A 25,552-nucleotide genomic window follows, 5' to 3' on the forward strand; every position below is an offset into this window, starting at 1 on the left:
CCGGCCCCCACACCCGCCCCCACGCCGGAGGTGGTGACGGCGGTGGCTCAGGAGTACAGTCCGGACGGGGTGGCGCTGCCCTCCAATGTCAGTTATGAGTACTATGAGCTGGGGCTGGAGAAGACGGTGTGCCCGGTGACGGGGCCGGTGAGCTCCACCTTCGGATACCGCACCAATCCCATCACCAAGAAAAACGAGTTCCATCTGGCGCTGGACATTGCCGCCGACGAGGGCACGGAGATCAAGGCCTTTGCCGACGGGGTGGTGGAGTACATCGGCCAGAGCGACGACTTCGGGTTGTATTTTAAAATCACCCATAAAAACGGGGTGAGTTCTTTTTATGCCCATTGCAGCAAGCTGCTCATTCAGAAGGGGGATACCGTGACCTGCGGGCAGACGGTGGCCCTGGTGGGTGAGACGGGGATGGCTACGGGTCCTCACCTGCACCTTACCATAGAAAAGGATAAGATTCGACTGGACCCGGCCTATTATGTGGACCCGTCCTGAGGCCAAGTGGCGGGTGAGCGCCGGGTTCTGGCTGGTGCTGGGAGTGCTGTTCTACCTGGACGAGGGGGTGGGGCTGCTGCCCTGGGGGGTGCTGGCCTGTCTGGTCCATGAGCTGGGCCACCTGGGGGCGGCCAAATACTTTGGCGGGCGTTTGGAACAGGTGAGCCTCACGGCGGTGGGGGCGGAGATGACCATGCGGTATTCCCGCACCCTGTCCTATGGGGAGGACACGGTGGTGGCCCTGGCAGGCCCGGCGGCCAATCTGGTGCTGGGCGGGCTGGCATGGGCGGGACAGCTCTATGTGCTGGCCGCTCTCAGCGTGGGGGTGGGGGCGTTCAATCTCTTGCCCATCCGCCCCCTGGACGGCGCTCGCATTCTGCGCAATTACCTCTCGCCCCGGTTGGGGCCGGAGCGGGCGGACCGGTGGGAGACGGGGCTGTCTGCGCTGCTGGTGGGGGGACTGGTGGGAGTGGGGGCCATCGTCATGGGCGCATATGCCAACGTCACTTTGCTGCTCACCTCCACGTGGCTGTTCTGGGGGGTAGTGCGTCGGGAGACCCTGGGGTGGTGGCAGACAAAGAGAAGAAAAAAAGGGAAATAAAGACTTGCTTTCTCTCGGCCACTATGGTAAAATAACTCGGTCTTAAATAAGGGTGGTCCTCTGCGCATGACACGTTGACGCACGAACGCCTGAATACTAGGAGGAAATATCAATGGAACAGCTGAAGCAATTTAGCCAGAAGTATCTGAAGGCCGAGGCCCCCGTGGCCAACGTGGGTGACACCGTCCGCGTGCACATCCGCGTCAAGGAAGGCAACCGTGAGCGTATCCAGGTGTTCGAGGGTACCGTCATCGCCAAGAAGCACGGCGGCATCGAGGAGACCTTCACCGTGCGTCGTGTGTCTTACGGCGTGGGCGTGGAGAAGGTGTTCCCCCTGCACGCTCCCACCATCGAGAAGGTGGAGACCGTCCGTCACGGTAAGGTTCGCCGCGCCAAGCTGTACTACCTGCGCAACCGCGTCGGTAAGGCTGCTAAGGTCAAGGAAGATCTGTAATTGCACCAGTTTGCACGAGAAAAGGAGCGGAATTTCCGCTCCTTTTTTTGTATTCCCACTTTCCCATAGGACAAATCTTTAGTATAATAGATAGAAAATCTGCACTGGGAGAAACGCTCCCAGAGAAAGGGGAGCACAATGAACATCCAATGGTATCCCGGACATATGACCAAGACCCGCCGCCAGATGGAGGAGGACGTGAAGTTCGTGGACATGGTGGCGGAGGTGGTGGATGCCCGCATTCCCATCTCCAGCCGCAACCCGGACATTGACTCCATGGTGGGGGACCGCCCCCGCATGATCATCTTCAACCGGGCCGATCAGGCAGACCCCAAGGTCACCGCCCAGTGGATGGCCTGGTTTAAGCAGAAGGGCTATGCGGTGCTGGAGACCGATGCCAAGAGCGGCAAGGGGGTCAACCAGTTTTCCAACGTGGTCAAGCAGGCCCTGCGGGAGAAGATTGAGGCCTGGAGAGCCAAGGGGCAGGTGGGCCGCCCCGTGCGGGTGATGGTGGTGGGGGTGCCCAACGTGGGCAAATCCACCTTCATCAACAAGGTGGCCCGCCGCAAGTCTGCCAAGGCGGGGGACCGCCCCGGCGTCACCCGTGGCAAGCAGTGGGTGAACATCGACCAGGGCCTGGATCTGCTGGACACCCCCGGCATTCTCTGGCCCAAATTTGAGGACGAGACTACTGGCATGCATTTGGCCTTTACAGGCGCTGTGCGAGACGAGATTCTGGACGGTGAGGAGCTGGCCTGCGGCCTGATGGCCCTTTTGAGCGTCCATTATCCCGGCGTGTTGGAGGAGCGTTACAAGCTCAAAGACCTGGAGGGAAAGGCCGGTTGGGAGCTGCTGGAGATGGCCGCCCGCAAGCGTGGCATGCTGATTTCCGGCGGCGAGGTGGACACCGAGCGAATGTCTCGGGTGCTGCTGGATGAGTTCCGAGGTGGCAAGCTTGGACGCTTTACACTGGAACGGCCGGAGGATATCCATGAATAACGGGGAAGAGCGCATCGACCTTTACCAGTGGGATGCCCAGATTCGTGCCCAGGCGGGCATTGAGTACCTGGCCGGGGTGGATGAGGCGGGAGCCGGACCTCTGGCCGGGCGAGTGTACGCCGCAGCGGTGATTCTCCCCCAGGGGGCGGAACTGCCCTATCTCAACGACTCCAAGAAGGTGACGCCCCGGCGGCGGGACCTGCTCTTTGACCTCATTCGGGAGCAGGCGGTGAGCTACAGCGTGGCTTGGGCAGAGGCAGAGGAGATCGACCAGCTGGACATTCTCAACTGCCGGATGCTGGCCATGCAGCGGGCCATTGACGGCCTGGAGCCTGCCCCCCAGCTGGTGCTGGTGGACGGCAACCGGGATCACGGCAGCCGCTGCGCCATCACCGCTCCCCACCAGTTGGTGGTGAAGGGAGACGCCCACTCCGCCTCCATTGCCGCCGCCTCCATCCTGGCCAAGGTCAGCCGGGATCGATACATGGAGGAGATGGCCCAGGCATATCCCCAGTACGCCTTTGACAAGCACAAGGGGTACCCCACCAAGCTGCACTATGAGCTGCTGCGGGAGTATGGACCCTGTCCCATCCACCGCCGCAGCTTTTTGAAGAAGCTATGAGGGGCGGGGAACAGGCCCGCCTGCTGGGCAAGTGGGGAGAGATGCAGGTGGCCAACTACCTGCGCAAACAGGGGTACAACATCGTGGATGTCAACTACCGCTGTCGGCTGGGGGAGTTGGACCTGGTGGCCACAAACCGCAAGTACCTGGCCTTTGTGGAGGTGAAGCTGCGGCGCAACGACGATATCATGACCGCCCGGGAGTCGGTGACGCTCTCCAAGCAGCGCAAACTGCGGGCGGCGGCGCTGCTCTACCTGCAAGCCCATCCCACCCAGCTTCAGCCCCGGTTCGACGTGGCAGAAATCTATGCGCCTCAGGGGACTGCCACCCGTCATCCTCACATAAACTATCTGGAAAATGCTTTTTGAGGTGAGTGGGAATGAACCGAATTTCTGTGATGGATGGACACTGTGACACGGTGTACCGCTGCTGGGCCATGGGGGAGGAGCTGCCCTACAACACCGGGGCGCTGGAGCTGGGCTCTGCGCTGGACACCTTCGGGGCCTATGCCCAGGTGTTTGCCCTGTGGACGGCCCCGGGCTACGTGGGGGGCGGATGTCCCGAAGCAGCCTGCAAAAGCCAGCTGAACTATTTCCGCCATCAGATGGACTGCTACTCTCATCTGGTGACCCACTGCACCACCGCCTGTGAGGCCCGTCAGGCCAACAGGGAAGGGAAGTGCGCCGCATTCCTCTCGGTGGAGGGGGCGGAGCTGCTGGGGTGCAGCCTGGAGGGCCTGGAGTGGGCCGCCCGGCAGGGGGTGTGCGCCATTAACCCGACTTGGAATCATGAAAATGCCCTCAGCGGTTCCCACAGCGACCAGCCCCACCAGGGCCTCACCCCTCTGGGCCGGGAATTTGTGCGGCGGATGGGGGAGTTGGAGGTGTTGGTGGACGTGTCCCACCTGTCCGAGGCAGGATTCTGGGACGTGATGGACCTGTGCCAAGGGGGCGTGATTGCCAGCCACTCCAACGCCCGGGCGGTGTGTGACCACACAAGAAACTTGACGGATGAGCAGATAACTGCCATAATAGAGCATCAAGGTGTCATTGGACTAAATTTCTATGAGAACTTTGTAGGCGGCAGCCGGGACCTGGAGGCGGTACGTCATCACTTGGACCACATCCTGGCCCTGGGTGGGGCCAAATGTGTGGCCCTGGGGGGCGACTGGGACGGGGCGGAGCTCGTGGAACCCCTATCCCATATCACCCGGCTTTCCGGGCTCTATTCGTATCTACTGAGTTATGGATATGGGGAAGAGCTGCTGCACGATGTGTTTTATAATAACTTAATGAGGGTAGTGAGACAATCATGAATTATCTGAGCACGAGAAACAACAATTTGCGTATGACTGCGGCTCAGGCCATTGCCAAGGGACTGGCGCCGGACGGAGGCCTGATGACTCCCCAGGTGCTGCCCCGCCTGGCGGGAAATGCCCTGGAGTCCCTGAAGGATATGTCCTACCAGCAGCGGGCGGTGTATGTGCTGAACGGGTTTCTGGAGGGCTTCTCCAGTTCTGAGCTGACGGGGTATGCCCGGGCGGCCTACGGCGGTGGAAAGTTCTCTGACCCCGAGGTGGCTCCGGTGCGCCGTCTGGACGACAACACCTACTGCCTGGAGCTGTGGCACGGCCCCACCTGCGCCTTCAAGGATATGGCCCTGCAAATGCTGCCCCATCTCCTCTCCGCCTCTCTGCGGAAGAACGATGAGAAGAAGACGGTGTGCATTCTGGTGGCCACCTCTGGCGACACTGGAAAGGCTGCCCTGGAGGGCTTCAAGGATGTGAGCAAGACTCAGATCCTGGTGTTCTATCCCAAGGACGGCGTGTCCGACATTCAGCAGCTGCAAATGGTCACCCAGGAGGGCGGCAACGTGGGTGTGTGCGCCGTGGTGGGCAACTTCGACGACGCCCAGACCGGGGTCAAGAAGCTGTTTGCCGACGAGGAGCTGGCCCAGCAGCTGGCGGAACGGGGCTATTTCCTGTCCTCTGCCAACTCCATCAACTGGGGCCGTGTGCTGCCTCAGATCGTCTATTACATCTCCGCCTACAGCGATCTGCGCCGGGAGGGCGCCATTGAGAAGGGCCAGGAGATCAATGTCTGCGTGCCCACGGGAAATTTCGGCAATATTCTCGCTGCCTATTATGCCAAAATGATGGGGGTGCCCATTAAGACCCTCATCTGTGCCTCCAATGAGAACAACGTGCTCACCGATTTTCTCCGCACGGGTGTGTATGACCGCAATCGTCCCTTCCACAACACTCTGTCTCCCTCCATGGACATTCTCATCTCCAGCAACCTGGAGCGTCTGCTCTTTGAGCTGTCCGGCCGGGATGACAAGCAGGTGACCGAGTACATGGAGCAGTTGGCGGAGAAGGGCAGCTATGAGGTGAGCGTGCCCATCAAGACCAAGCTGCACCAGACCTTTGCCGCCGGGTACTGTGACGATGCCCAGACCATGGAGACCATCCGCCGCATGTGGGAGGAGCAGCACTACCTCATTGACCCCCACACCGCTGTGGCCTTTGACGTGCTGGAGCAGTACCGCAAGGAGAGCGGGGACGAGACCCCCACGGTGGTGGTGTCCACCGCCAGCCCCTTCAAGTTCTGCTCCAGCGTGCTGGACGCCCTGGGGGTGCAGGAGCACGCCGCTGGCACCGAGATTCTGGACCAGCTGTCCCAGCTCACCGGGGTGGAAGTGCCCCAGCCTCTGGCCCGACTGAAAAACAAACAGCCCCGGTTTGACACCGTCACCGAGAAGGAGCACATGGTGGATCAGGTGCTGGAGCACTTGCGCTGACCGGGGACAAGGAGGGAAGAAATGGCCCTTTATGCCATCGGAGACACCCATCTGTCTCTGGGCGCCGACAAGTCCATGGAGGTGTTCGGGGGCAGTTGGGAAGGCTATGTGGAGAAGCTGGAGGAAGGCTTTTCCTGCGTATCGGACGATGACACGGTGGTGCTGTGCGGGGACCTGTCCTGGGGCATGAGCCTGGAGGAGGCGAAAAAGGACCTGGAGTTTCTTAACTCCCGGCTGCCGGGGGAGAAGTGGATTTTGAAGGGAAACCACGACTATTGGTGGAACACCGCCTCCAAGATGAATGCCTTTTTTCAGGCAAACGGCCTGGAGCGCCTGCACATTCTCCACAACAACTGCGCCTTTTACGGGGATGTGGCCCTGTGCGGCACCCGGGGCTGGTTCTATGAGGAGCAGGCCAACGCCCCCTCGGGGAAGGTGTTTCGCCGGGAGGTGATGCGCCTGGAGACCTCGCTGAAGGCGGCGGGGGAGGCGGAGAAATACTGCTTTCTCCATTATCCGCCCCTGTACAAGGGGTACCAGTGCCCGGAGATTTTGCAGCTGCTGGAGCAGTACCAGGTGAAGCTGTGTTGCTACGGCCATCTCCACGGTCCCAGCCACCGTCTGGCGGTGGAGGGAGTGCAGGGAAGTGTGGCCTATCAGCTGGTGGCTGCAGACTACATCGGTTTCCGTCCGAAAAAAATTTTGGATTGACAAAAAAAACAGTGGAAATCTTCTGTACAATCTGATAGAATGGATTGGATTTATCAGAAAGAAAGCCCCAGCCTCAGGCGGGGCTAAGTTGGAGGAACGTATACATGAACATCAAGAGCAACGAGAAGAAAGAAAACAGCGCCATTGAGCTGGTCATCGAGGTCAGCGCTGCTGAGTTTGACGCCGCCATCAACAAGGTGTACAACAAGCAGAAGAAGAACATCATGGTCCCCGGCTTCCGCAAGGGCAAGGTGCCCCGCAAGATGGTGGAGAAGATGTACGGCGAGCAGGTGTTCTTTGAGGACGCTGTGGAGGAGGCCTATCCCGCTGCCTATGATGCCGCTCTGAAGGAGGCTGGCATTGTGCCCGTGGCCTACCCCAAGCTGGAGATCGTGGAGGTCAGCAAGGACGGCTTCACCTTCAAGGCTCTGGTCACCGTGCAGCCCGAGGCTTCCGTGAAGGAGTACAAGGGCCTGGTGGTTGCCAAGCCCGAGGTGAAGGTCACCGCCGCCGATGTCAAGGCTGAGATGAAGCCCTACATCGACCGTGCCTCCCGCCTGGTGAGCGTGGACCGCAAGGCCAAGAAGGGCGACGTGGCGGTCATCGACTTCGAGGGCTTCAAGGACGGCGTGGCCTTCGAGGGCGGCAAGGGCGAGAACTACTCCCTGGAGCTGGGCTCCGGCACCTTCGTCCCCGGCTTCGAGGAGCAGGTCATCGGCATGAAGGCCGGCGAGGAGAAGGACCTGGACATCACCTTCCCCGAGAACTACACCGCCGATCTGGCTGGCGCCGCCGTGGTCTTCAAGGTGAAGGTCAACGAGGTCAAGGAGCGTCAGGAGCCCGCCCTGGACGACGAGTTCGCCAAGGACGTGTCCGAGTTTGACACCCTGGACGAGTTCAAGAAGGACCTGAAGGAGAAGCTGAAGGCCCGCCGTCAGCAGCAGGCCGACCGTGACTACGAGACCGCCGTCATCGATGCCCTGCTGGAGAACTTGGTGTGCGACGTGCCCGAGGCCATGGTGGACTACCGCGCCGACAAGATGGTGGAGGAGCAGGCCATGCGCATGCAGCAGAACGGCCTGAACTTCCAGGACTACCTGAAGTACATGGGCCTGTCCATGGACGACGTGCGTGCCCAGGCTAAGACCGCCGCTGACCGCGCCGTACGCACCGCTCTGGCTCTGGATGCCGTGGCCAAGGCCGAGGGCATCCAGGTCACTCAGGAGGAGCTGGACGCCGAGGTCAAGCGCCTGGCCGAGCAGTTCAACGTCACCGAGGAGCAGGTCCGTGAGGTCACCAACGAGAGCGACATGAAGCAGGACCTGGGCTCCAAGAAGGCTCTGGAGCTGGTGAAGTCCTCTGCCAAGAAGCCCGCCAAGAAGAAGGAAGAGGCTCAGGCTGAGACCACCGAGGCTCAGGGCGAGTAATTTCATCCCGTAAAAAACCAGCAAGGGAGGAATATTCCTCCCTTGCTGCTGGGTATACTGGGACTGATTTCCAGTAACGAAGGAGAGGTTTCCATGAGTTTAGTTCCCTATGTTGTGGAGCAGACCAGCCGGGGAGAGCGTTCCTACGACATCTTCTCCCGTCTGCTCAACGACCGTATCATTTTCCTGGGTGAAGAGGTGAACGCCACCACATCCGCCCTGGTTGTGGCCCAGCTTCTGTACCTGGAGGCTCAGGACCCGGACAAGGACATTCAGTTCTACATCAATAGCCCCGGCGGCTCTGTCACCGACGGCATGGCCATCTATGACACCATGCAGTATATCAAGTGTGACGTGTCCACCATCTGCGTGGGTATGGCCGCCTCCATGGGCGCATTTCTGCTCTCTGCCGGTACCAAGGGCAAGCGTCTGGCTCTGCCCAATGCGGAGATCATGATTCACCAGCCCTCTGCCGGTACCCAGGGACAGATCACCGATATGGCCATCCACCTCAAGCGTCTGGAAGTCATCAAGAAGCGGATGAACCAGATCCTGGCCGACAACTGCGGCAAGAGCGTGGAGCAGGTCACCGCCGACTGTGAGCGTGACAATTTCATGACCGCCGAAGAAGCAGCGGCCTATGGCCTCATTGACAAGGTCATCTATAATCGTTGATGATGCAAAAGGGCGGAGACAAGCACTGTCTTCGCTCTTTGGCACGTCTGACGAAAGGAAGGTAATTCATGGCTCGAGATGAGTACAAAACCGTTCGCTGTTCCTTTTGCGGCAAGCATCAGGAGCAGGTCGAGCGTATCATTGCCGGACCCGGGGCATACATCTGCAACGAGTGTGTCCACCTCTGCCTGAGCATTCTGGACGAGGAAGAGCGCCCGGAGCTGGGCAGTCCGGAGATGCCCGACGTGATTCCCACCCCCCGAGAGATTCGGGATGTGCTGGATGAATATATTATCGGCCAGGAGCAGGCGAAAATCGCCCTGTCCGTGGCTGTGTACAACCACTATAAGCGGATTTATTTTGGTGGCGGGGACTCGGTGGAGCTGCAAAAGAGCAACATCCTCTTGGTGGGCCCCACCGGCTGCGGCAAGACTCTCTTTGCCCAGACTCTGGCCCGGGTGCTGAAGGTGCCCTTTGCCATTGCCGACGCCACCACCCTCACCGAGGCCGGTTATGTGGGTGACGACGTGGAGAACATTCTGCTGCGGCTGGTGCAGGCGGCAGATTACGATATTGAGCTGGCCCAGCGGGGCATCATCTATGTGGATGAGATCGACAAGATCGCCCGGAAGAGCGAGAACACCTCCATTACCCGGGATGTGTCTGGCGAGGGTGTGCAGCAGGCTCTGCTGAAAATTTTGGAGGGTACGGTGGCCAATGTCCCGCCCCAGGGTGGCCGCAAGCACCCCCACCAGGAGTTCTTGCAGATTGACACCAAGAACATCCTGTTCATCTGCGGTGGTGCCTTTGATGGTCTGGAGAAGATCATTGAGCAGCGCATGGACCAGAAGACCATGGGCTTTGGTGCACAGGTGCGCACCGCTGCCGAGCGCAGCGAGGAGGACATCTTCCGCAACGTGCAGCCCCATGACCTGCTGAAGTTCGGCATTATCCCCGAGCTGGTGGGCCGTCTTCCGGTGATCACCGGTCTGAAGGCTCTGGACGGCAAGCAGCTGGTGCAGATTCTCACTGAGCCTAAGAACGCTTTGGTCAAGCAGTACCAGAAGCTGCTGGAGTATGACAACGTGGAGCTGGAGTTCACCCCTGAGGCCCTGGAGGCAGCGGCCCAGAAGGCGGTGGAGCGGAAGATCGGTGCCCGTGGTCTGCGGGCGGTGCTGGAGGAAGTGATGACTCCCATCATGTACGATGTGCCCTCGGACGACTCCATCGCCAAGGTCATCATCACCCCCGAAGCCATCCGGGGAGAGCAGCCCCCTGAGGTGGTGCGGGAGGAAGGCCGTCCCGCCAGACCCAGACTGGGCGCTGCATCTCTGCGGGCGGAGCCGGGCGGACAGGCGGCCCGGAAGGGAAACGCATCCTAACCAAATTTTGATAGGGGCGGGCCTCGTGCTCGCCCCTTTGCTTATATCGCCTCCTTTTGGGAGGTGGAAAGGAGGAATACAACCATGAGTGAGACCATACATGAGCGGGAAATTGTGGCCATGCCTGCCCTGGCCCTGCGGGCTATTACGGTATTTCCCCATCTGCTGCTTCATTTCGATGTGGGTCGGGAGTTCTCCATCCGGGCCCTGGAACAGGCCATGACCGGGAACCGGGAGATTTTCCTGGTGACCCAGAAGGACCTGGCCGCCGAGAACCCCGCCCAGGAGCACCTGTATCAGGTGGGGACTGTGGCCACCATCAAGCAGATTCTCCGTCTGCCCGACAACAATGTGCGGGTAATGGTGGAGGGCAAGCAGCGGGGCAAAATGCTGCAGCTGCTCACCACTGAGCCCTACCTTACCGCTGAGCTGGAGCTGCTGGAGGAGGAGCCCACTGCCCGGGAGAACACCCCTCGCACCGAGGCCCTGATTCGCCAGATCTATTCCATGGTGGAGCGATACACCGAGCTGTCCGACCGGGTGTCCCCGGAGCTGTATTTGAAGCTGCTGGCCAGCGACGACCCGGTGTACATAGCCGACTACACCGCCCAGAACCTGCCCCTGCGCTTTGAGGACAAGCAACTCATTCTGGAGGAACTGCGCCCTGCCAAGCGGCTGGAGAAGCTGGTGCGCATCCTGGCCCGGGAAGTGGAGATCCGCCAGGTGGAGAGCGAGCTGGAGGGCAAGGTCCAGGAGCAGATGGCGGAAAACCAGCGGGACTACTACATGCGAGAGCAGCTGAAGGTGCTCCAGCGAGAACTGGGCGACCGGGGCGACGGCGACGAGATCGCCGAGTACCGGGAGCGTGTTGCCAAGGCCAAGCTGCCCGACGAAGTGCGGGAAAAGCTGCTCAAAGAGATCAAGCATTTGGAGAAGCAGCCCTACGGCTCCGCCGAGGCCTCGGTGCTCCGGGGCTATCTGGACACCTGCCTGGAGCTGCCCTGGACGGTGAAAACCCGTGAGCGGGCCAACGTGGCTGCCGTGTCCAAAGTGCTGGAAGCCGACCACTACGGCATGGAAAAGGTGAAAGAGCGTATTTTGGAGTTTGTGGCCGTCAAGCAGCTGTCCCCCAATCTGAAGGGCCAGGTGCTGTGCCTGGTGGGCCCGCCCGGTGTGGGTAAGACCTCCATTGCCATGAGCGTGGCCCGGGCCATGAACCGGAAGCTGGCCCGCATCTCCCTGGGCGGCGTCCACGACGAGGCGGAAATTCGAGGCCACCGCAAGACCTACGTGGGGGCCATGCCCGGACGCATCATCGCCGGCATCCGTCAGGCGGGGAGCGTCAACCCGGTGCTGGTGCTGGACGAGCTGGACAAGGTGGGCAGCGACCACCGGGGTGACCCCAGCGCCGCTCTGCTGGAGGTGCTGGACGTGCACCAGAACGCCACCTTCCGGGACCACTACCTGGAGATGCCCTTTGACCTGTCCGAGGTGCTGTTTATCGCCACCGCTAACACCACCGATACCATCCCCCGGCCCCTGCTGGACCGCATGGAAATCATTGAACTGGGCAGCTATACCGACGAGGAGAAGGTGCAGATTGCCAAGCGCCACCTGTGGCCCAAGGAGCTCAAGGCCCACGGCCTCACCCGTACCCAGGTGAAGCTCAACGACCAGGCCCTGCACCAGATTATCTCCGGCTATACCCGGGAGTCCGGGGTGCGCCGTCTGGAGCGGCTGCTGGACAAGCTGTGCCGGAAGTCCGCCATGAAGCTGGTGCGGGAGGAGTGCAAGAGCGTGCACATCACCCCGGACAACCTGTCCGACTTCCTAGGCACCCGGCGCTACGCCAAGGACAAGGCGGCGGGCCAGCCCCAGGTGGGGGTGGTCAACGGCCTGGCCTGGACCTCTGTGGGCGGCGAAATCCTGGAGGTGGAGGTCAACGTGGTGGAGGGCACCGGAAAGGTGGAGCTTACCGGAAACCTGGGCGACGTGATGAAGGAGTCCGCCCGGGCCGCCCTGTCCTTCATCCGCAGCCGGGTCAGCCAGCTGGGGCTGCCTGGCACCTTCTATAAGGACAAGGACATCCACGTCCACTTCCCCGAGGGCGCTGTGCCCAAGGACGGACCCTCGGCAGGCATTGCCATCACCACCGCCATGGTGTCCGCCCTCACCGGGACCCCGGTGCGGGGTGACGTGGCCATGACCGGGGAGATCACCCTTCGGGGCCGGGTGCTGGCCATCGGCGGTCTGAAGGAGAAGACCATGGCCGCTCTGCGCAATGGCATGAGTACCGTGATTCTCCCCGAGGACAATGTGAAGGACCTGGAGGAGATTGACCCTCTGGTACGGGAGAGCTTGAAGTTTATTCCCGTATCCCAGGCCGACCAGGTGCTGGCCTGTGCGCTGGTCTCTGACGGCCAGCCCCCCAAAGGAAATGACACCCTTCTGCCCCCGGAGGCAAAGGCTCCTGGGACGGCAGTAAATCTGTGCCAGTGAGGTGAGAGACATGAAGGTGAATTTGAATCAGGCGGAGTTCGTCCGTTCGGCAGCCAAGCCTGCTGACTTTCCCCGGGACGCTCTGCCCCAGGTGGTGTTTGCCGGGCGGTCCAACGTGGGCAAGTCCTCGGTGATCAACCGTCTGCTCAACCGCAAGAACTTTGCCCGGGTGGGCTCCGCTCCCGGCAAGACCACCCACATCAACTACTTCCTCATTGACAAACAGCTCTACCTGGTGGACCTGCCCGGCTACGGCTACGCCAAGGTGTCCATGGCCGAGCGGGCCCGGTGGGCGAAGCTCATTGAGGGCTGGTTTGCCGATACCTCTCTGATGACCCTGGGCATTCTCATTGTGGATGCCCGCCACAAGCCTACGGCGGACGACAAGGTGATGAGCGACTTCTTCCTCACCACCGACAAGCCCTATGTGGTGGTGGCCAACAAGCTGGACAAGCTGAAAAAGAGCGAGGTGGAGGGAAACCTCCAGCGGGTGCGGGACACCCTGGAGCTGCCCGACGCCGTCCCCGTCATTCCTTTCTCCGCGGAGAAGGGGGACGGCAAGCAGGCCCTGTTGGAGCTGATCTTCAACCATATGGAGGGCTGAGAGATGAAGTACGTGCGGTTTCTCAGCCAGAGCGGCCCCCAGTGGGGCGTGGTGGAGGGAGAGCAGGTGAAGACCCTCACTTGCGCCCCCTATGAGGGCGTGGAGTACGACGGAGGCAGCGTCAAGCTGGCAGACTGCTCTCTGTTGGCTCCCTGTACTCCCACTAAGATCGTGTGCGTAGGTAAGAACTACGCCGAGCACGCCCGGGAGATGGGGGCCGAGCCCCCGGGATTCCCCGTCCTCTTTATGAAGGGCCTCAACGCCCTCAATAGCCCCGGCGGGGAGATCGAGCCGCCGGAGTTTGTCCAACGCCTGGACTACGAGGGGGAGCTGGCGGTGGTCATCCGCCGCCGGGCCTCCAAAATCCGTGCAGAGGACTATGCCCAGTATGTTCTGGGGTACACCTGCCTCAACGACGTCACCGCCCGGGATGTGCAGAAGCACGACGGCCAGTGGACCCGTGGAAAGTCCATGGATGGATTCTGTCCGGTGGGCCCCTGGGTGGTGGACGAGGTGGACCCCGACCGCCTGGAGGTTACCACCCGTCTTAATGGCAGCGTGGTCCAGCAGGGGAACACCCGGGATTTTATCACCACCGTGCCAAAGCTGCTGGAGTTTATCACCGCTTCCATGACTCTGGAGCCGGGTGACGTGGTGGCCACCGGTACCCCCGCTGGCATTGGCCCCATGCAGTCCGGGGATGTGGTGGAGGTGGAGATCTCCCACATCGGCGTGCTGCGCAACCAAGTAAAATAACCCTAAGAGGTGCTGTGAGCCACAGGCTTGCAGCGCCTCTTTTTTGTAAACAGAGCGTATTTTTCTTGGAAAATATTTTCCCCCCGCTTGCATTGCATTGGGAAAAGGGGTATACTAACTTTGTGATATTATACACATTAGGGAGGTGGAATCGTGTATCAGATTGGTGATAAGGTGGTACATCCTATGCATGGGGCGGGAGTCATTGACTCCATTGTGCGCAAGAAGGTAGCTGGGAAGGTTCAGGACTACTATTTGCTCAAACTATCGACGGGAAGCATGATGGTCATGATTCCCACAGAACACAGCGACGAGATCGGCGTCCGCCCCGTGGTGTCCGGTCAGGAGGCCACCCATATTCTCTCGGAGATGGAGGACATTCAGGTGGACATGACGTCCAACTGGAACCAACGTTACCGGGAGAATATGCTGCGCATCAAAAGCGGAAATTTGCTGGATGTAGCCAAGGTGGTCAAGGGGCTGATGTACCGGGAGACCCAGAAGGGGCTGTCCACCGGGGAGCGGAAGATGCTCCACTCAGCCAAGCAGATTTTGATTTCTGAGCTGGTGTTGGCCCAGAGCATGCCCTATGAGGCCGTAGAGGAGCAGGTCAACAAGGTTCTGCACCAATAAAAAAGGAGCCGAAGGGCTTCTCAAACATGCCAGCATGTTTGAGAGAAGATGCAGTCCACTGCGCGCATCCTTGGGTCAGAGGACGACCCAAGGACACACTGGTGGACTGAGCGGTGTTTTTCCCGATGCGCATGTCCCCGGGAAAAACTGATTATGATTTTTTCCCCGCCGAGAGGCGGGAAAACTCTGCCGAGGGCTTTTCAGAGCAGAATGGTCAGCACTGTTTTCATAGACGTGAGGTTTGTGATGCTCTGAGGAGTTCCCCGGCGTTTTTCAACTCTGGAGGAGAAACTATGTCATTGTTTGGACGGAAACGAAAGGGGCCCCAGGCCCCTGGCTGTGCCATGGTTGTGGTGGCGGCGGGCTCGTCTCAGCGCATGGGACAGGATAAGATGTTCCTGGAACTGGACGGTCGGCCGGTGCTGGCCCACACCCTGGTGGCCCTGGAGGCCAGTGACCGGGTGGAGGAGATCGTGGTGGTTACCCGGGAGGATCTGGTGGGCCCTGTGGCGGCCCTGGCCCGGGAAATGGCACTCACAAAAGTGACGAAAGTGGTACGGGGCGGCGCCACCCGGGTGGAGTCTGCCCAACTGGGGGTGGGCGAGGTGTCCCCTCAGGCCAAGCTCATTGGTATCCACGACGGGGCTCGGCCCTTTGTGAGTTCCCAGGTGATGGAGCGTGTAGTGGACAAGGCCGCCCAGACCGGGGCCGCAGCCCCTGCCATACCCGTGCAGGACACTATTAAGGTGGCGGTGAACGGTGTAGTGGACCACACCCCAGACCGGGCTACCCTCTTTGCTGTGCAGACGCCCCAGATGTTCGATGGTGATCTGATTCGGGGGGCTCTGACCAAGGCGATGCAGGACAACGCCCCCCTCACAGACGACTGCTCGGCGGTGGAGCGGCTGGGCATGCCGGTATCCCTGGTGGAAGGGGACCGGAGCAACATCAAATTGACCACCCCGGCAGACCTGGCGGTGGCCCGAGTGATTTTGGAGGGATGGAACCAATGATGCGAGTGGGACATGGTTATGACGTGCACCGCCTGGTGGAGGGGCGCAAGCTCATCTTAGGGGGCGTGGAAATCCCCTGGGAAAAGGGACTGTTGGGCCACTCGGATGCGGACGTACTGGTACATGCGGTGATGGACGCCCTGCTGGGGGCTGCCGGGCTGTGGGACATCGGCCACGCCTTCCCGGACAACGACCCCGCCTATGCGGGCATTGACAGCATGGTGCTGCTGGCCCGGGTCCGGGATATGCTCACCGAGAAGGGGTACACCGTGGGCAACGTGGACGCCACCATCCTGGCCCAGCGGCCCAAGCTGGCCAGCCACATCCCCCAGATGCGGCGCAACATCGCCCAGGTGCTGGGGGTCGAGGAGGACTGCGTCAACGTCAAGGCCACCACCGAGGAGGGGCTGGGCTTCACCGGCTCCGGGGAGGGCATGGCCGCCCACGCCGTGGCACTTCTGGTTCGATAAGTGAAAACACCCACGGACGCTCTTGTGCATAGGATGTGCAAGAGCGTCCGTATCTTTTTTTGGGAGCGGACCATCTGACGGAAGGGAAATGATACCCAATGGTATATGATCTGATTGTATGCCGCTCCCTGACCTATGCCCAGCGTGGGGTGCGGCTGCTGGAGCGGGCCGGCATTTCTGCCTATCTGGTGCGAGCGCCCCGGCTCATTGCCCAGGCGGGGTGCGCATACTGCATCAAAGTGTCTCAGCGGTGGCTGGAGCGGGCGGTGGAGCTGATGCGGGAGGCAAAGCTTGTCCCCCGTGGTATCTATCAGCAGCTGGAGGACGGGAGCTATGAGGAGGTATCGGTATGATCTACTTGGATAGCGCAGCCACCACCATGGAGAAGCCCGCCTCGGTGCCCTCTGCCACCGCATGGGCCATGACACATATGGCCAGCCCTGGCCGAGGCGGACATGGGGCGGGGATGCGGGCAGCGGATACCCTCTACGCGCTGCGGGAGACGGCGGCCCAGCTCTTCGATGTACCCAATCCAGAGCAGGTGGTGCTCACCTACAACGCCACCCATGCGCTGAATTTAGCCATCCACGCCCTGGTGCGCCCTGGGCACACCGTGCTCATCTCCGGCTATGAGCACAACGCTGTCACCCGCCCTCTGTGTGCCCGGGGGGACCTGACCATCCGGGTGGCCCAAGCCCCAGTGTTTGACCAGGCGGGGATGCTGGCCGCCTTTGAGGAGGGGTTGCGGCGCGGGGTGGATGTGGTGGTCTGCACCCATGTCTCCAACGTCTTCGGCTTTATTATGCCCATAGGCGAGCTGGCCCGGATGTGCCGGGAGCGTGGAGTGCCCCTCATTGTGGACGCCTCCCAGTCCGCCGGGTGTCTGCCTGTGCGCCTGTCAGAGTGGGGGGCGGCCTACGTGGCCATGCCGGGGCACAAGGGGCTGTACGGGCCCCAGGGCACCGGGCTGTTGCTGTGCGGAGAGGAGCAGCCTGCCCCGCTGCTGTACGGGGGTACGGGCAGCGAGTCCCAAAACCAGACCATGCCGGACGTTCTCCCCGACCGCCTGGAGGCGGGTACCCAGAACGTCTCTGGGGCGGCGGGATTGTTGGCTGGACTGCGCTTTGTCCGGTGCAAGGGCGTGGACCGCATCGGTGCCTATGAGGAATGTCTGAGCGGCCAGCTGATGGACGGTTTGGAGCAAGTGCCTGGGGTGCGAGTATTCCGAGGCCCTAAGGGAACCCAGACGGGGGTGTGCTCCATCACCGTGGAGGGGATGGACTGCGAAGAGGTGGGAAGCTGGCTGGCCCGCCGGGGTATCGCCGTGCGGGCGGGGCTGCACTGCGCCCCGCTGGCCCACAAGACGGCGGGCACCCTGGACACTGGGACGGTGCGCCTGAGCTGCTCGGCGTTCAACACCTCCCTGCAGGTGCGCCGGGCCGCCTGTGCCATTGCCCATCTGGCCCGGTGTCAGGGCAAGGGCAGGTGAGGGGTTCCCCTTCGCCCTTGCGGGAACCGCTTTTGTGTGCTAAAATGTCACAAGAGAATTGACAAAGGAAAGGACGGTGCAGGGGGTATGTATCAGCCCTTGGCAGATCGCATTCGGCCACAGACCTTGGACCACGTGGTGGGACAGCGACATATCTTGGGGGAGAACGGCCTGCTGCGCCGGATTGTGGACAGCGGCCACATCCCCAACATGGTGTTCTACGGCCCCTCGGGGACAGGAAAAACTACCGTGGCGGACATCATCGCCAAGCGGTCCGGGCGCACCCTGCGCCGCCTCAACGCCACCACCGCCTCCCTGGCCGATGTGCGGGAGGTGATGGACCAGGTGGGGACGCTGCTGGCCCCCAACGGGGTGCTGCTCTATTTGGACGAGATTCAGTACTTCAATAAAAAGCAGCAGCAGACCCTTCTGGACTATATCGAGACGGGAAAGATCACCCTTATTGCCTCTACCACGGAAAACCCCTATTTCACCATCTTCAACGCCATCCTGTCCCGGTCCACCGTCTTTGAGTTCAAGGCCCTCACCCCGGAGGACCTGCTCCCGGCGGTGGAGCGGGCGGTGAAGCTCATGGACGAGGAGCTAGGCGGAGAGAGCTGCTGGGAGGACGGGGTGAAGGAGTACCTGGCCCAGGCCAGCGGGGGAGACGTGCGCAAGGCCCTCAACGGGGTGGAGGTGCTCATGAATGCCGCCGCTACCCCGGACGGGGTGCGGACCATCACCATGGCAGATGCCAAACTGGTGGCCCAGCGCTCCTCCATGCGCTATGACCGGGACGGAGACCAGCACTACGACATTCTGTCCGCCCTGCAAAAGTCCATCCGGGGCTCGGACCCCGATGCGGCGGTGCACTATCTGGCCCGGCTGCTGGAGGCGGGGGACCTGCTGTCCGCCTGTCGGCGGCTGATGGTCATTGCCTGCGAGGATGTGGGACTGGCCTATCCCCAGGTCATCCCCATTGTCAAGGCCTGCGTAGATGCGGCCACCATGCTGGGGCTGCCGGAGGCCCGGCTAGCCCTGGCGGATGCCGCCATCCTCATGGCCACCGCCCCCAAGTCCAACTCGGGCCATGACGCCATCAATGCCGCCATGGCGGATGTGCGGGCGGGCAAGACCGGGGACTTCCCCCGACACCTGCAAAATGTCCACGCCGACGGCACAGGCTTTGAGCGGAAGCAGGGGTATCTCTACCCCCACGACTTCCCCAACCACTGGGTGAAGCAGCAGTATCTGCCCGACGCTCTGGTGGGGCGGGTGTACTATGAGTACGGCCCCAATAAGACCGAGCAGGCCGCTAAGGCCTACTGGGACAAGATCAAACACCAATGAGAGGAGGGGCATCCCATGCCCATGGATATACAGGTCGGCGACGTGCTGGAGATGAAGAAGCAACACCCCTGTGGCTGCAAGGACTGGCAGGTGCTGCGGGTGGGAATGGACTTTAAGCTGCGCTGTCTGGGCTGCCAGCGGGAGATGATGATTCCCCGGGCCAAGGCAGAGAAGGCCATCAAGCGGGTGAAACGAGAGGAGGGACAGGCATGAAAGAGTTTTGGAGCCGCCGCATTGTGGATGCGGTGCCCTATGTACCGGGGGAGCAGCCCAAGGGCCAGACCTTTGTGAAGCTCAACACCAATGAGTGCCCCTACCCGCCCTCTCCCAAGGTGGTGGAGGCCATCACCCGAGCAGCGGGGGAGACGCTGCGCCTCTACCCGGACCCGGAGTGCCTGGAGCTGCGCTGTGCTATTGCCCGGCGGGAGGGGCTCAGCCCGGACCAGGTGTTTTGCTCCAACGGTTCCGATGAGGTGCTAGCCTTTGCTTTCCAGGCCTTTTTTGACCCGGACAAAGAGATCGTCTTTCCCCAGATCACCTACAGCTTTTATCCCGTGTACACCAACTACTTTGGCCTCACTTGCCGCCAAGTGCCCATGAACCCGGACTTCTCCACCCCGGTGGAGGAGCTGATGGGGAAAAACGGCGGCGTGGTGCTGTGTAATCCCAACGCCCCCACCGGACAGGGCGTGTCCCGGGAGGTGGTGGAGAAGCTGCTGCGTGCCAACCCGGACGTGGTGGTCATCGTGGACGAGGCCTACGTGGACTTCGGCGGGGAGAGCTCGGTGGGGCTCATTGACCGCTATCCCAACCTGCTGGTCATCCAGACCGCCTCCAAGTCCCGAGCCCTGGCTGGGCTGCGGGTGGGCTGGGCCATGGGAAACCCGAACCTCATCCAGGGCCTGTGCTGCGTCCGAGACTCCATCAACTCCTACACCGTGGACCGACTGGCCCAGGCGGGGGCGGCGGCTGCCGTGGAGGACGAGGACTACTTTACACAGACCTGTCAAAAGGTAATGGCCACCCGGGAGCGCACCGCCCAACGGCTGCTGGAGATGGGGTATACGGTACTGCCCTCTCAGGCCAACTTCCTCTTTGTCTCCCATCCGGACAAGTCCGGGAAGGCCCTGTTGGACGGCCTGCGGGAGCGTGGGGTGCTGGTACGGTGGTGGTCCAACCCGGCTATTTCCAACTGGCTGCGCATTTCCATTGGCACCGATGCCGAGATGGACACCCTGCTGGGAGCCCTGCAAGAACTGTAACTACGAAACATGCCCGTGAGCCTGGGTGATTCCCACGCTCACGGGCATGTTCATGTTTTGTGAATTATTTCTTCCGACGGCGGAGCACCCATAAAGCTACCAAAAGGACAACGATGAGGAATGCCCCTGCCACCAAGAGTGGGACAAAATCCACCAGTGTGGGGCCCTGGCTGGTAGAGCCGTTGGGCATACCCGAGCTGTCCGTCTGGGTGGAGGTTTGATTGGTCTTGGCATAGGAAAGGACCGCTTCATAGTCATAGAAGGGGTGCAGAGATTCACCTTGGAACCTGGCCTGATGGACATAGGAGTCAGTGACTTCCGCCTCGGAAGGTCCATAGTCTCCCATGGGATACCAGTAGGAGGCGATGTCGTCTTCAAACAGCAACAGCATAGGCATACGAATGCCGGGTAGTCCACCCACCAAAACCGCATCTTCCGTGGTGATTCCCGCCTGTTCCAGTTGGGAGATTTGGGTGGAATATGGGGTGAAATCGGTGTACATGGCCACTTCACTCACGGTCCATAGGCCTTCTTTTTCCTGAACAGAAGTCTGTTCCGCAGGGGTCATGAGATGCGCAGTTTCTGGATTGAGTGGTAGTCCTTTGGCCAGTGTTACCGTGGCGTACAGAGAGCCCACCTGCATGGGAATGACCCAGACGGAGACGCATTGCTCCAGATGAGCTTGAATATCGGCTTGCTGCACCAAAGACAGGTTCTCCAACTCGGTGTCAATGTAGACGGGAATGGCAGTGGAAAAATCTACGGACGTAGGGATTGCATCTTCCTCACTCTCCGGAGTGGAAAGGGTGGGCAACGTGTTCTCATACGCCACGGTGAGATGGGAGAGAATCTCTTGCTCCAGTTGGGACGGATCTGGGCAGACTTGGGAAAAGTCTGAGGGGGGTGAGGTGGCCGCAGCGGGGGCGTGAATGGGGAGTGCGGCGGCCAGAATACAAAGGGATACCAGGCATACCAACCATTTTCGTACCATACGTCAAAACCTCCTTTCTATTATGTGGCACTTTAGCAAGACATCCATGTGTGTGAGTAGTATCCAGTTCCTGATTGAATGGATGTTCCATTGAGTAGTGCGACATAGGAGTAGCTTCTCGTTACACAATTTTCCCAAGGGTCGATTAAGGTCAAATTGTCACCTGTGACACCACACAGCACCAACACGTGTCCACCGCCAGAGTTCCACTGCATGCGCATGATGAGGGGGATTTCGTCTACATTGATTTCATCATCCAATCATTTGAGCACATGCAGCCCAACACCAATTCGACTTTACTTGCTTGTATCGAGTTACATTCAATTGTGCAGCGCGGGCGGTCAGGGAGAGAGAAAATAGGAGAAAAAGAGAAATAAAACAGAGACGGAACGTTTTTTGCAGTTCACTCACTTCCTTTCGGTTATATTGTATAAAATTTTTTGGTGGCGTCAACCATTATTTTCAAAAATAACCAATATCATGGAGGGGAAGATCCTGGTCATGACGCCATAAGAACTCCACCCTTTGACCTTTTTTGAAGGGGAGATGGGGATATAATCATAGGGCGTCAGACAAAGGGGGAGATGCCGGTGACCGTGGTGTATGTGGACCTGCTGTGGCTGCTCAACTTCGTGGCCAACCACCTGCTGTTGTTGGGGGCGGGGCGATTGGCTGGGGCGGGCCTGCGCCGATGGCGCATCGCCCTGGGGGCGGCCTTGGGGGCACTGTATGCGGTGGCCCTCTTTCTCCCCGGTATGGGGTGGCTGTCCACGCTGCCCTGCAAGCTGGCGGTGGCGGTGGTGATGGTGCTATGTGCCTACGGGGGAGAGGTGCGGCTGTGGCGGGTGCTGGGTCTGTTCTTCGCCGCCTCTGCGGCACTGGCCGGGGCGGTGCTGGGATTTGAGTGGCTGGGGAATACCACCCTGACCCTGCAATCTGGAGTGCTGTACACGCAGATGGACCTGAGACTGTTGCTGGTGGTCTTTCTGGCGTGTTATTTCGTGTTCTCTCTGCTGCTGCGGCGGCTGGGTGCCCACACAGGGGCAGAGCTGGTACATATGGAGCTGACATTTTCCCAGCGGGTGGTGTCCATGACCGCCCTCCATGATACGGGGTTGAGTCTTTCTGACCCGGTAACCAACCGCCCGGTGGTGGTGGCCTACTGGCGGGATATGGCCTGGCTGCTGCCTGCGGGAGCGGATGTGGCTCGCCCCATCGAGTGCGCCCGGCTCTGCCATGACCGGGGCATCCATGGGGTGCGGCTGGTGCCCTATCGGGCGGTAGGAGTGGAGTCGGGGATGTTGCTGGCCTTTCCCACCCAGCAGGTACGGGTGAACGGGCGGGACATGGGCAGCTTGCTGCTGGCCCTGTCCCCCACTCCGGTCAGCGACGGGGGAGCCTATCAAGGACTGTTTGGAGGGATATGAAGATGAGAGGACTGTGGTACATCAAGCTATGTGGGTTCCTGTCTCGGTTGGGGATCCACCTGCCGGGGACCATCTTTTATATCGGGGGCAGCGACACCTTGCCGCCACCCCTGTCCAAGGAGGAGGAGCGGGAGGTTTTGGCCACCTGGGAGCGGGACGGGCCCAGTCAAGCCATCCGCTCCAAGCTTATTGAGCACAACCTTCGATTGGTGGTGTACATCGCCCGCCGGTTTGAAAATAGCGGCGTGGGCATTGAAGACCTCATCTCCATCGGCACCATTGGCCTCATCAAGGCGGTGGAGACCTATAACCCGGGAAAAAACATCAAGCTGGCCACCTATGCCTCCCGGTGCATTGAAAATGAGATTCTCATGTACCTGCGAAAAAACGCCAACCGGAAGGGAGAGGTGTCCCTGGAGGAGCCACTGAACACCGATTGGGACGGCAATGAGCTGCTCCTTTCCGATGTGCTGGGCACGGACAGCGATGTCATTGAAAAGCCTATGGAGGAGGATGTGGAGCGGGACCTCCTCTTCCAGGCAGTGAGCAAATTAAATCCTCGGGAGCGGTCCATCATCACCATGCGCTTTGGCTTGGATGGGAAGGCGGAGCGCACCCAGAAGGAAGTGGCTTCGTTACTGGGCATCTCCCAGTCCTACATATCCCGACTGGAAAAGCGCATCATCGGACGGCTGAAGCAGGAGATTTTGAAGCTGATGTAGAACAAAGCCGTGGGCGCAGCACCCACGGCTTTGTTTAGAACTCTTTTCGGATTTGCTTCAAGGCGTGTTTCTCCAGCCGGGACACCTGGGCCTGGGAGATGCCGATCTCGGCGGACACCTCCATCTGGGTTTTGCCCTGGAAAAAACGCAGTTCCAAAATCTCCTGTTCCCGCTGGCCCAGCTTGGAGATGGCGTCGCTGAGGGCAATGTGGTCCAGCCACGCCTCGTCGGTGTTTTTCCCATCCCGCACCTGGTCCATGACGCATACTGCATCCCCGGAGTCGGAGTAAATGGGCTCAAAGAGGGAGATAGGCTCAATGACGGCGTCCATGGCGGTGACAATGTCCTCCCGGCGAAGGTCCAGAAGCTTGGACAGCTCGTCCAGCGTGGGCTCCCGCTGGTGCTCATTTTGGAATGCCTCCTTGGCCTGGAGTACCTTGTAGGCGGTGTCTCGCAGGGAGCGGGAGACCCGGATGGTGCTGTTGTCCCGGAGAAAGCGGCGGATTTCCCCAATGATCATGGGCACCCCATAGGTGGAAAACTTCACGTCCAAGTCCACATTGAAGTTATCAATGGCTTTGATGAGGCCGATACACCCCACCTGGAACAGATCGTCCATGTGTTCGCCCCGGCCTGCAAACTTTTGAATCACCGACAGCACCAGGCGCAGATTCCCGGCAATCAGTTCCTCCCGGGCTGCCTGGTCGCCCTGTCGGGCCCGGCGGAGCAGGGCAATGCTCTCCTCGCTTTTCAGAACCTTGAGTTTCGACGTGTTCACGCCGCATAAGTCCACCTTACCTTGCACAAAAAGCCACCTCGTTTGGAAGATACTGTATGTAAGTATCTCCAAGCAGGTGGCTTTCATGCAGCACAGGGAGGGGGGATATTTTTTATTGTTCGATGAGGTTCGATGGATATTTTATACGGGGAAAAGAAGAGACGAGTTCAGAGAATGGAAAGAGCAGATATAGTTCAATCATCCGCCCATAGGTAACGATGTTTCAATCCACGCACCCCGTGTGGGGTGCGACTAATGGCCCGTATTCTACAGCCATCACCCAGGATGATTTCAATCCACGCACCCCGTGTGGGGTGCGACAACGGTCGCCGCATTGCAGTGGTACTCTTCCTCGGATTTCAATCCACGCACCCCGTGTGGGGTGCGACGGGCTTCTCCCTTGCGTACCCCTGTATACAGGATATTTCAATCCACGCACCCCGTGTGGGGTGCGACAGGTGTGAGTATGGAGCATTTGCGTGACGCTATATTTCAATCCACGCACCCCGTGTGGGGTGCGACAAGGGCCACGCTGATGCAGCGGGCGCAGCAAAGGTATTTCAATCCACGCACCCCGTGTGGGGTGCGACCAAGGCGACATGTGCCCCCGTTTCCAGGGGCAATGAATTTCAATCCACGCACCCCGTGTGGGGTGCGACTATGGTGCTATCCTGAAATCTGCCGGTGTACCTGAATTTCAATCCACGCACCCCGTGTGGGGTGCGACACGCCCACTGTATGGCCGCGGCTGACGCGCCCCAGGATTTCAATCCACGCACCCCGTGTGGGGTGCGACTGTTCTTCCACCAGTTGACCAGGGCGGCCACAACGGTATTTCAATCCACGCACCCCGTGTGGGGTGCGACGCTGTGGAGTTCATTTGGTCAACTACACGGCAACTATTTCAATCCACGCACCCCGTGTGGGGTGCGACGACGGCATATCGCAGCCAATCAAAAACGGGGATATTTCAATCCACGCACCCCGTGTGGGGTGCGACACCGTGATGGACGAAATGTCGTTCGCCGTTGCATAATTTCAATCCACGCACCCCGTGTGGGGTGCGACATTTGGGCGCCGCAAGAGAGAGGAGTATGACGATGATTTCAATCCACGCACCCCGTGTGGGGTGCGACCGGTGATGGAGGAGCCGTTGTACTCGTTGGCGGGATTTCAATCCACGCACCCCGTGTGGGGTGCGACACGCCCACTGTATGGCCGCGGCTGACGCGCCCCAGGATTTCAATCCACGCACCCCGTGTGGGGTGCGATTGTTCTTCCACCAGTTGACCAGGGCGGCCACAACGGTATTTCAATCCACGCACCCCGTGTGGGGTGCGACGCTGTGGAGTTCATTTGGTCAACTACACGGCAACTATTT

The 25,552-nt window shown here is 60.3% G+C and carries 27 protein-coding genes and 1 CRISPR repeat array; of the genes, 25 read left to right on the forward strand and 2 right to left on the reverse strand.

Annotation, left to right across the window (positions count from 1 at the left end):
• From B5F12_RS09795 to hisC, 23 genes are all read left to right on the forward strand, one after another.
• A partial coding sequence (locus B5F12_RS09795) for a M23 family metallopeptidase (RefSeq protein WP_143482371.1) occupies positions 1 to 507 on the forward strand: 507 nt, incomplete at its 5' end.
• Positions 491 to 1,108 carry a site-2 protease family protein gene (locus tag B5F12_RS09800; RefSeq protein WP_087233881.1) on the forward strand — a complete coding sequence of 206 codons (618 nt, stop codon included), beginning with the start codon at positions 491 to 493 and terminating at the stop codon, positions 1,106 to 1,108. The genes B5F12_RS09795 and B5F12_RS09800, both read left to right, overlap by 17 nt.
• Positions 1,109 to 1,220: 112 nt before the next feature.
• On the forward strand, positions 1,221 to 1,562 hold the full coding sequence (rplS, locus tag B5F12_RS09805) for a 50S ribosomal protein L19 (RefSeq protein ID WP_087233883.1): 342 nt from the start codon (positions 1,221 to 1,223) through the stop codon (positions 1,560 to 1,562).
• A gap of 138 nt (positions 1,563 to 1,700) precedes the next feature.
• Entirely contained in the window at positions 1,701 to 2,561 is an 861-nt protein-coding gene (gene ylqF / locus B5F12_RS09810; protein WP_087233885.1) for a ribosome biogenesis GTPase YlqF, read from the forward strand.
• The gene (locus B5F12_RS09815) at positions 2,554 to 3,183 is read left to right on the forward strand and encodes a ribonuclease HII (protein ID WP_087233887.1); all 630 of its coding nucleotides are present in this window, start codon (positions 2,554 to 2,556) and stop codon (positions 3,181 to 3,183) included. The genes ylqF and B5F12_RS09815 overlap by 8 nt, the downstream gene beginning before the upstream one ends.
• Positions 3,180 to 3,551, forward strand: a complete 372-nt coding sequence (locus B5F12_RS09820; protein ID WP_087233889.1) for a YraN family protein — start codon at positions 3,180 to 3,182, stop codon at positions 3,549 to 3,551. The genes B5F12_RS09815 and B5F12_RS09820 overlap by 4 nt, the downstream gene beginning before the upstream one ends.
• 11 nt (positions 3,552 to 3,562) lie before the next feature.
• Positions 3,563 to 4,498, forward strand: coding sequence for a membrane dipeptidase (locus tag B5F12_RS09825; protein ID WP_087233891.1), 936 nt, complete (start codon positions 3,563 to 3,565; stop codon positions 4,496 to 4,498).
• Positions 4,495 to 5,982, forward strand: a complete 1,488-nt coding sequence (gene thrC, locus B5F12_RS09830) for a threonine synthase (protein WP_087233893.1) — start codon at positions 4,495 to 4,497, stop codon at positions 5,980 to 5,982. The genes B5F12_RS09825 and thrC overlap by 4 nt, the downstream gene beginning before the upstream one ends.
• Before the next feature lie 21 nt (positions 5,983 to 6,003).
• A complete protein-coding gene (locus tag B5F12_RS09835; protein ID WP_087233895.1) occupies positions 6,004 to 6,693 on the forward strand; it encodes a metallophosphoesterase in 690 nt (229 codons plus the stop codon).
• Positions 6,694 to 6,797: 104 nt separating this feature from the next.
• A complete protein-coding gene (gene tig / locus B5F12_RS09840) occupies positions 6,798 to 8,120 on the forward strand; it encodes a trigger factor (protein WP_087233897.1) in 1,323 nt (440 codons plus the stop codon).
• Positions 8,121 to 8,213: 93 nt separating this feature from the next.
• Positions 8,214 to 8,795 (forward strand): ATP-dependent Clp protease proteolytic subunit, encoded by a 582-nt coding sequence (locus B5F12_RS09845; protein WP_087233899.1) that lies wholly within the window; start codon positions 8,214 to 8,216, stop codon positions 8,793 to 8,795.
• 68 nt (positions 8,796 to 8,863) lie between these two features.
• Positions 8,864 to 10,177, forward strand: a complete 1,314-nt coding sequence (gene clpX, locus B5F12_RS09850) for an ATP-dependent Clp protease ATP-binding subunit ClpX (protein WP_087233901.1) — start codon at positions 8,864 to 8,866, stop codon at positions 10,175 to 10,177.
• Between the two features lie 84 nt (positions 10,178 to 10,261).
• Positions 10,262 to 12,676 (forward strand): endopeptidase La, encoded by a 2,415-nt coding sequence (gene lon / locus B5F12_RS09855; protein WP_087233903.1) that lies wholly within the window; start codon positions 10,262 to 10,264, stop codon positions 12,674 to 12,676.
• A gap of 10 nt (positions 12,677 to 12,686) precedes the next feature.
• Positions 12,687 to 13,280: a ribosome biogenesis GTP-binding protein YihA/YsxC gene (gene yihA, locus B5F12_RS09860; RefSeq protein ID WP_087233905.1), complete on the forward strand. Its 594-nt coding sequence runs from the start codon at positions 12,687 to 12,689 to the stop codon at positions 13,278 to 13,280.
• Between the two features lie 3 nt (positions 13,281 to 13,283).
• Positions 13,284 to 14,036, forward strand: coding sequence for a fumarylacetoacetate hydrolase family protein (locus tag B5F12_RS09865; protein ID WP_087233908.1), 753 nt, complete (start codon positions 13,284 to 13,286; stop codon positions 14,034 to 14,036).
• 153 nt (positions 14,037 to 14,189) lie between these two features.
• Entirely contained in the window at positions 14,190 to 14,669 is a 480-nt protein-coding gene (locus B5F12_RS09870) for a CarD family transcriptional regulator (RefSeq protein ID WP_087233910.1), read from the forward strand.
• 293 nt (positions 14,670 to 14,962) lie between these two features.
• Positions 14,963 to 15,682: a 2-C-methyl-D-erythritol 4-phosphate cytidylyltransferase gene (gene ispD / locus B5F12_RS09875; protein WP_087233912.1), complete on the forward strand. Its 720-nt coding sequence runs from the start codon at positions 14,963 to 14,965 to the stop codon at positions 15,680 to 15,682.
• Positions 15,682 to 16,152 carry a 2-C-methyl-D-erythritol 2,4-cyclodiphosphate synthase gene (gene ispF, locus B5F12_RS09880; RefSeq protein WP_087233931.1) on the forward strand — a complete coding sequence of 157 codons (471 nt, stop codon included), beginning with the start codon at positions 15,682 to 15,684 and terminating at the stop codon, positions 16,150 to 16,152. The genes ispD and ispF overlap by 1 nt, the downstream gene beginning before the upstream one ends.
• A gap of 98 nt (positions 16,153 to 16,250) precedes the next feature.
• Complete coding sequence (locus tag B5F12_RS09885) at positions 16,251 to 16,505, forward strand: DUF3343 domain-containing protein (RefSeq protein WP_087233913.1); 255 nt, start codon at positions 16,251 to 16,253, stop codon at positions 16,503 to 16,505.
• Positions 16,502 to 17,641: an aminotransferase class V-fold PLP-dependent enzyme gene (locus B5F12_RS09890; protein WP_087233915.1), complete on the forward strand. Its 1,140-nt coding sequence runs from the start codon at positions 16,502 to 16,504 to the stop codon at positions 17,639 to 17,641. Before B5F12_RS09885 ends, B5F12_RS09890 begins: the two co-directional genes overlap by 4 nt.
• An 87-nt stretch (positions 17,642 to 17,728) precedes the next feature.
• Positions 17,729 to 18,991, forward strand: coding sequence for a replication-associated recombination protein A (locus B5F12_RS09895; RefSeq protein WP_087233917.1), 1,263 nt, complete (start codon positions 17,729 to 17,731; stop codon positions 18,989 to 18,991).
• Between the two features lie 21 nt (positions 18,992 to 19,012).
• Positions 19,013 to 19,204, forward strand: a complete 192-nt coding sequence (locus tag B5F12_RS09900) for a DUF951 domain-containing protein (RefSeq protein WP_087233933.1) — start codon at positions 19,013 to 19,015, stop codon at positions 19,202 to 19,204.
• Positions 19,201 to 20,253 carry a histidinol-phosphate transaminase gene (hisC, locus tag B5F12_RS09905; protein ID WP_087233919.1) on the forward strand — a complete coding sequence of 351 codons (1,053 nt, stop codon included), beginning with the start codon at positions 19,201 to 19,203 and terminating at the stop codon, positions 20,251 to 20,253. Before B5F12_RS09900 ends, hisC begins: the two co-directional genes overlap by 4 nt.
• Positions 20,254 to 20,317: 64 nt before the next feature.
• On the opposite strand, the gene B5F12_RS09910 is transcribed toward hisC, so the two are convergent.
• On the reverse strand, positions 20,318 to 21,244 hold the full coding sequence (locus B5F12_RS09910; RefSeq protein ID WP_087233921.1) for a hypothetical protein: 927 nt from the start codon (positions 21,242 to 21,244) through the stop codon (positions 20,318 to 20,320).
• Between the two features lie 584 nt (positions 21,245 to 21,828).
• Here B5F12_RS09910 and B5F12_RS09920 point away from each other — a divergent pair.
• Both B5F12_RS09920 and sigE read left to right on the forward strand, forming a co-directional pair.
• Entirely contained in the window at positions 21,829 to 22,671 is an 843-nt protein-coding gene (locus B5F12_RS09920) for a sigma-E processing peptidase SpoIIGA (protein WP_242954941.1), read from the forward strand.
• Positions 22,668 to 23,393 carry an RNA polymerase sporulation sigma factor SigE gene (gene sigE / locus B5F12_RS09925; protein WP_087233927.1) on the forward strand — a complete coding sequence of 242 codons (726 nt, stop codon included), beginning with the start codon at positions 22,668 to 22,670 and terminating at the stop codon, positions 23,391 to 23,393. The genes B5F12_RS09920 and sigE overlap by 4 nt, the downstream gene beginning before the upstream one ends.
• Before the next feature lie 34 nt (positions 23,394 to 23,427).
• Here sigE and sigG read toward each other — a convergent pair whose 3' ends face one another.
• Positions 23,428 to 24,198 carry an RNA polymerase sporulation sigma factor SigG gene (sigG, locus tag B5F12_RS09930; protein WP_087233929.1) on the reverse strand — a complete coding sequence of 257 codons (771 nt, stop codon included), beginning with the start codon at positions 24,196 to 24,198 and terminating at the stop codon, positions 23,428 to 23,430.
• 193 nt (positions 24,199 to 24,391) lie between these two features.
• A CRISPR array of direct repeats spans positions 24,392 to 25,513; the repeat unit is 33 nt; unit sequence ATTTCAATCCACGCACCCCGTGTGGGGTGCGAC.
• Positions 25,514 to 25,552 lie beyond the last annotated feature (39 nt).

Origin of the sequence: Pseudoflavonifractor sp. An176, assembly GCF_002160435.1 — a bacterium.
GTDB classification, from domain to species: Bacteria; Bacillota; Clostridia; order Oscillospirales; family Oscillospiraceae; genus Enterenecus; species Enterenecus faecium.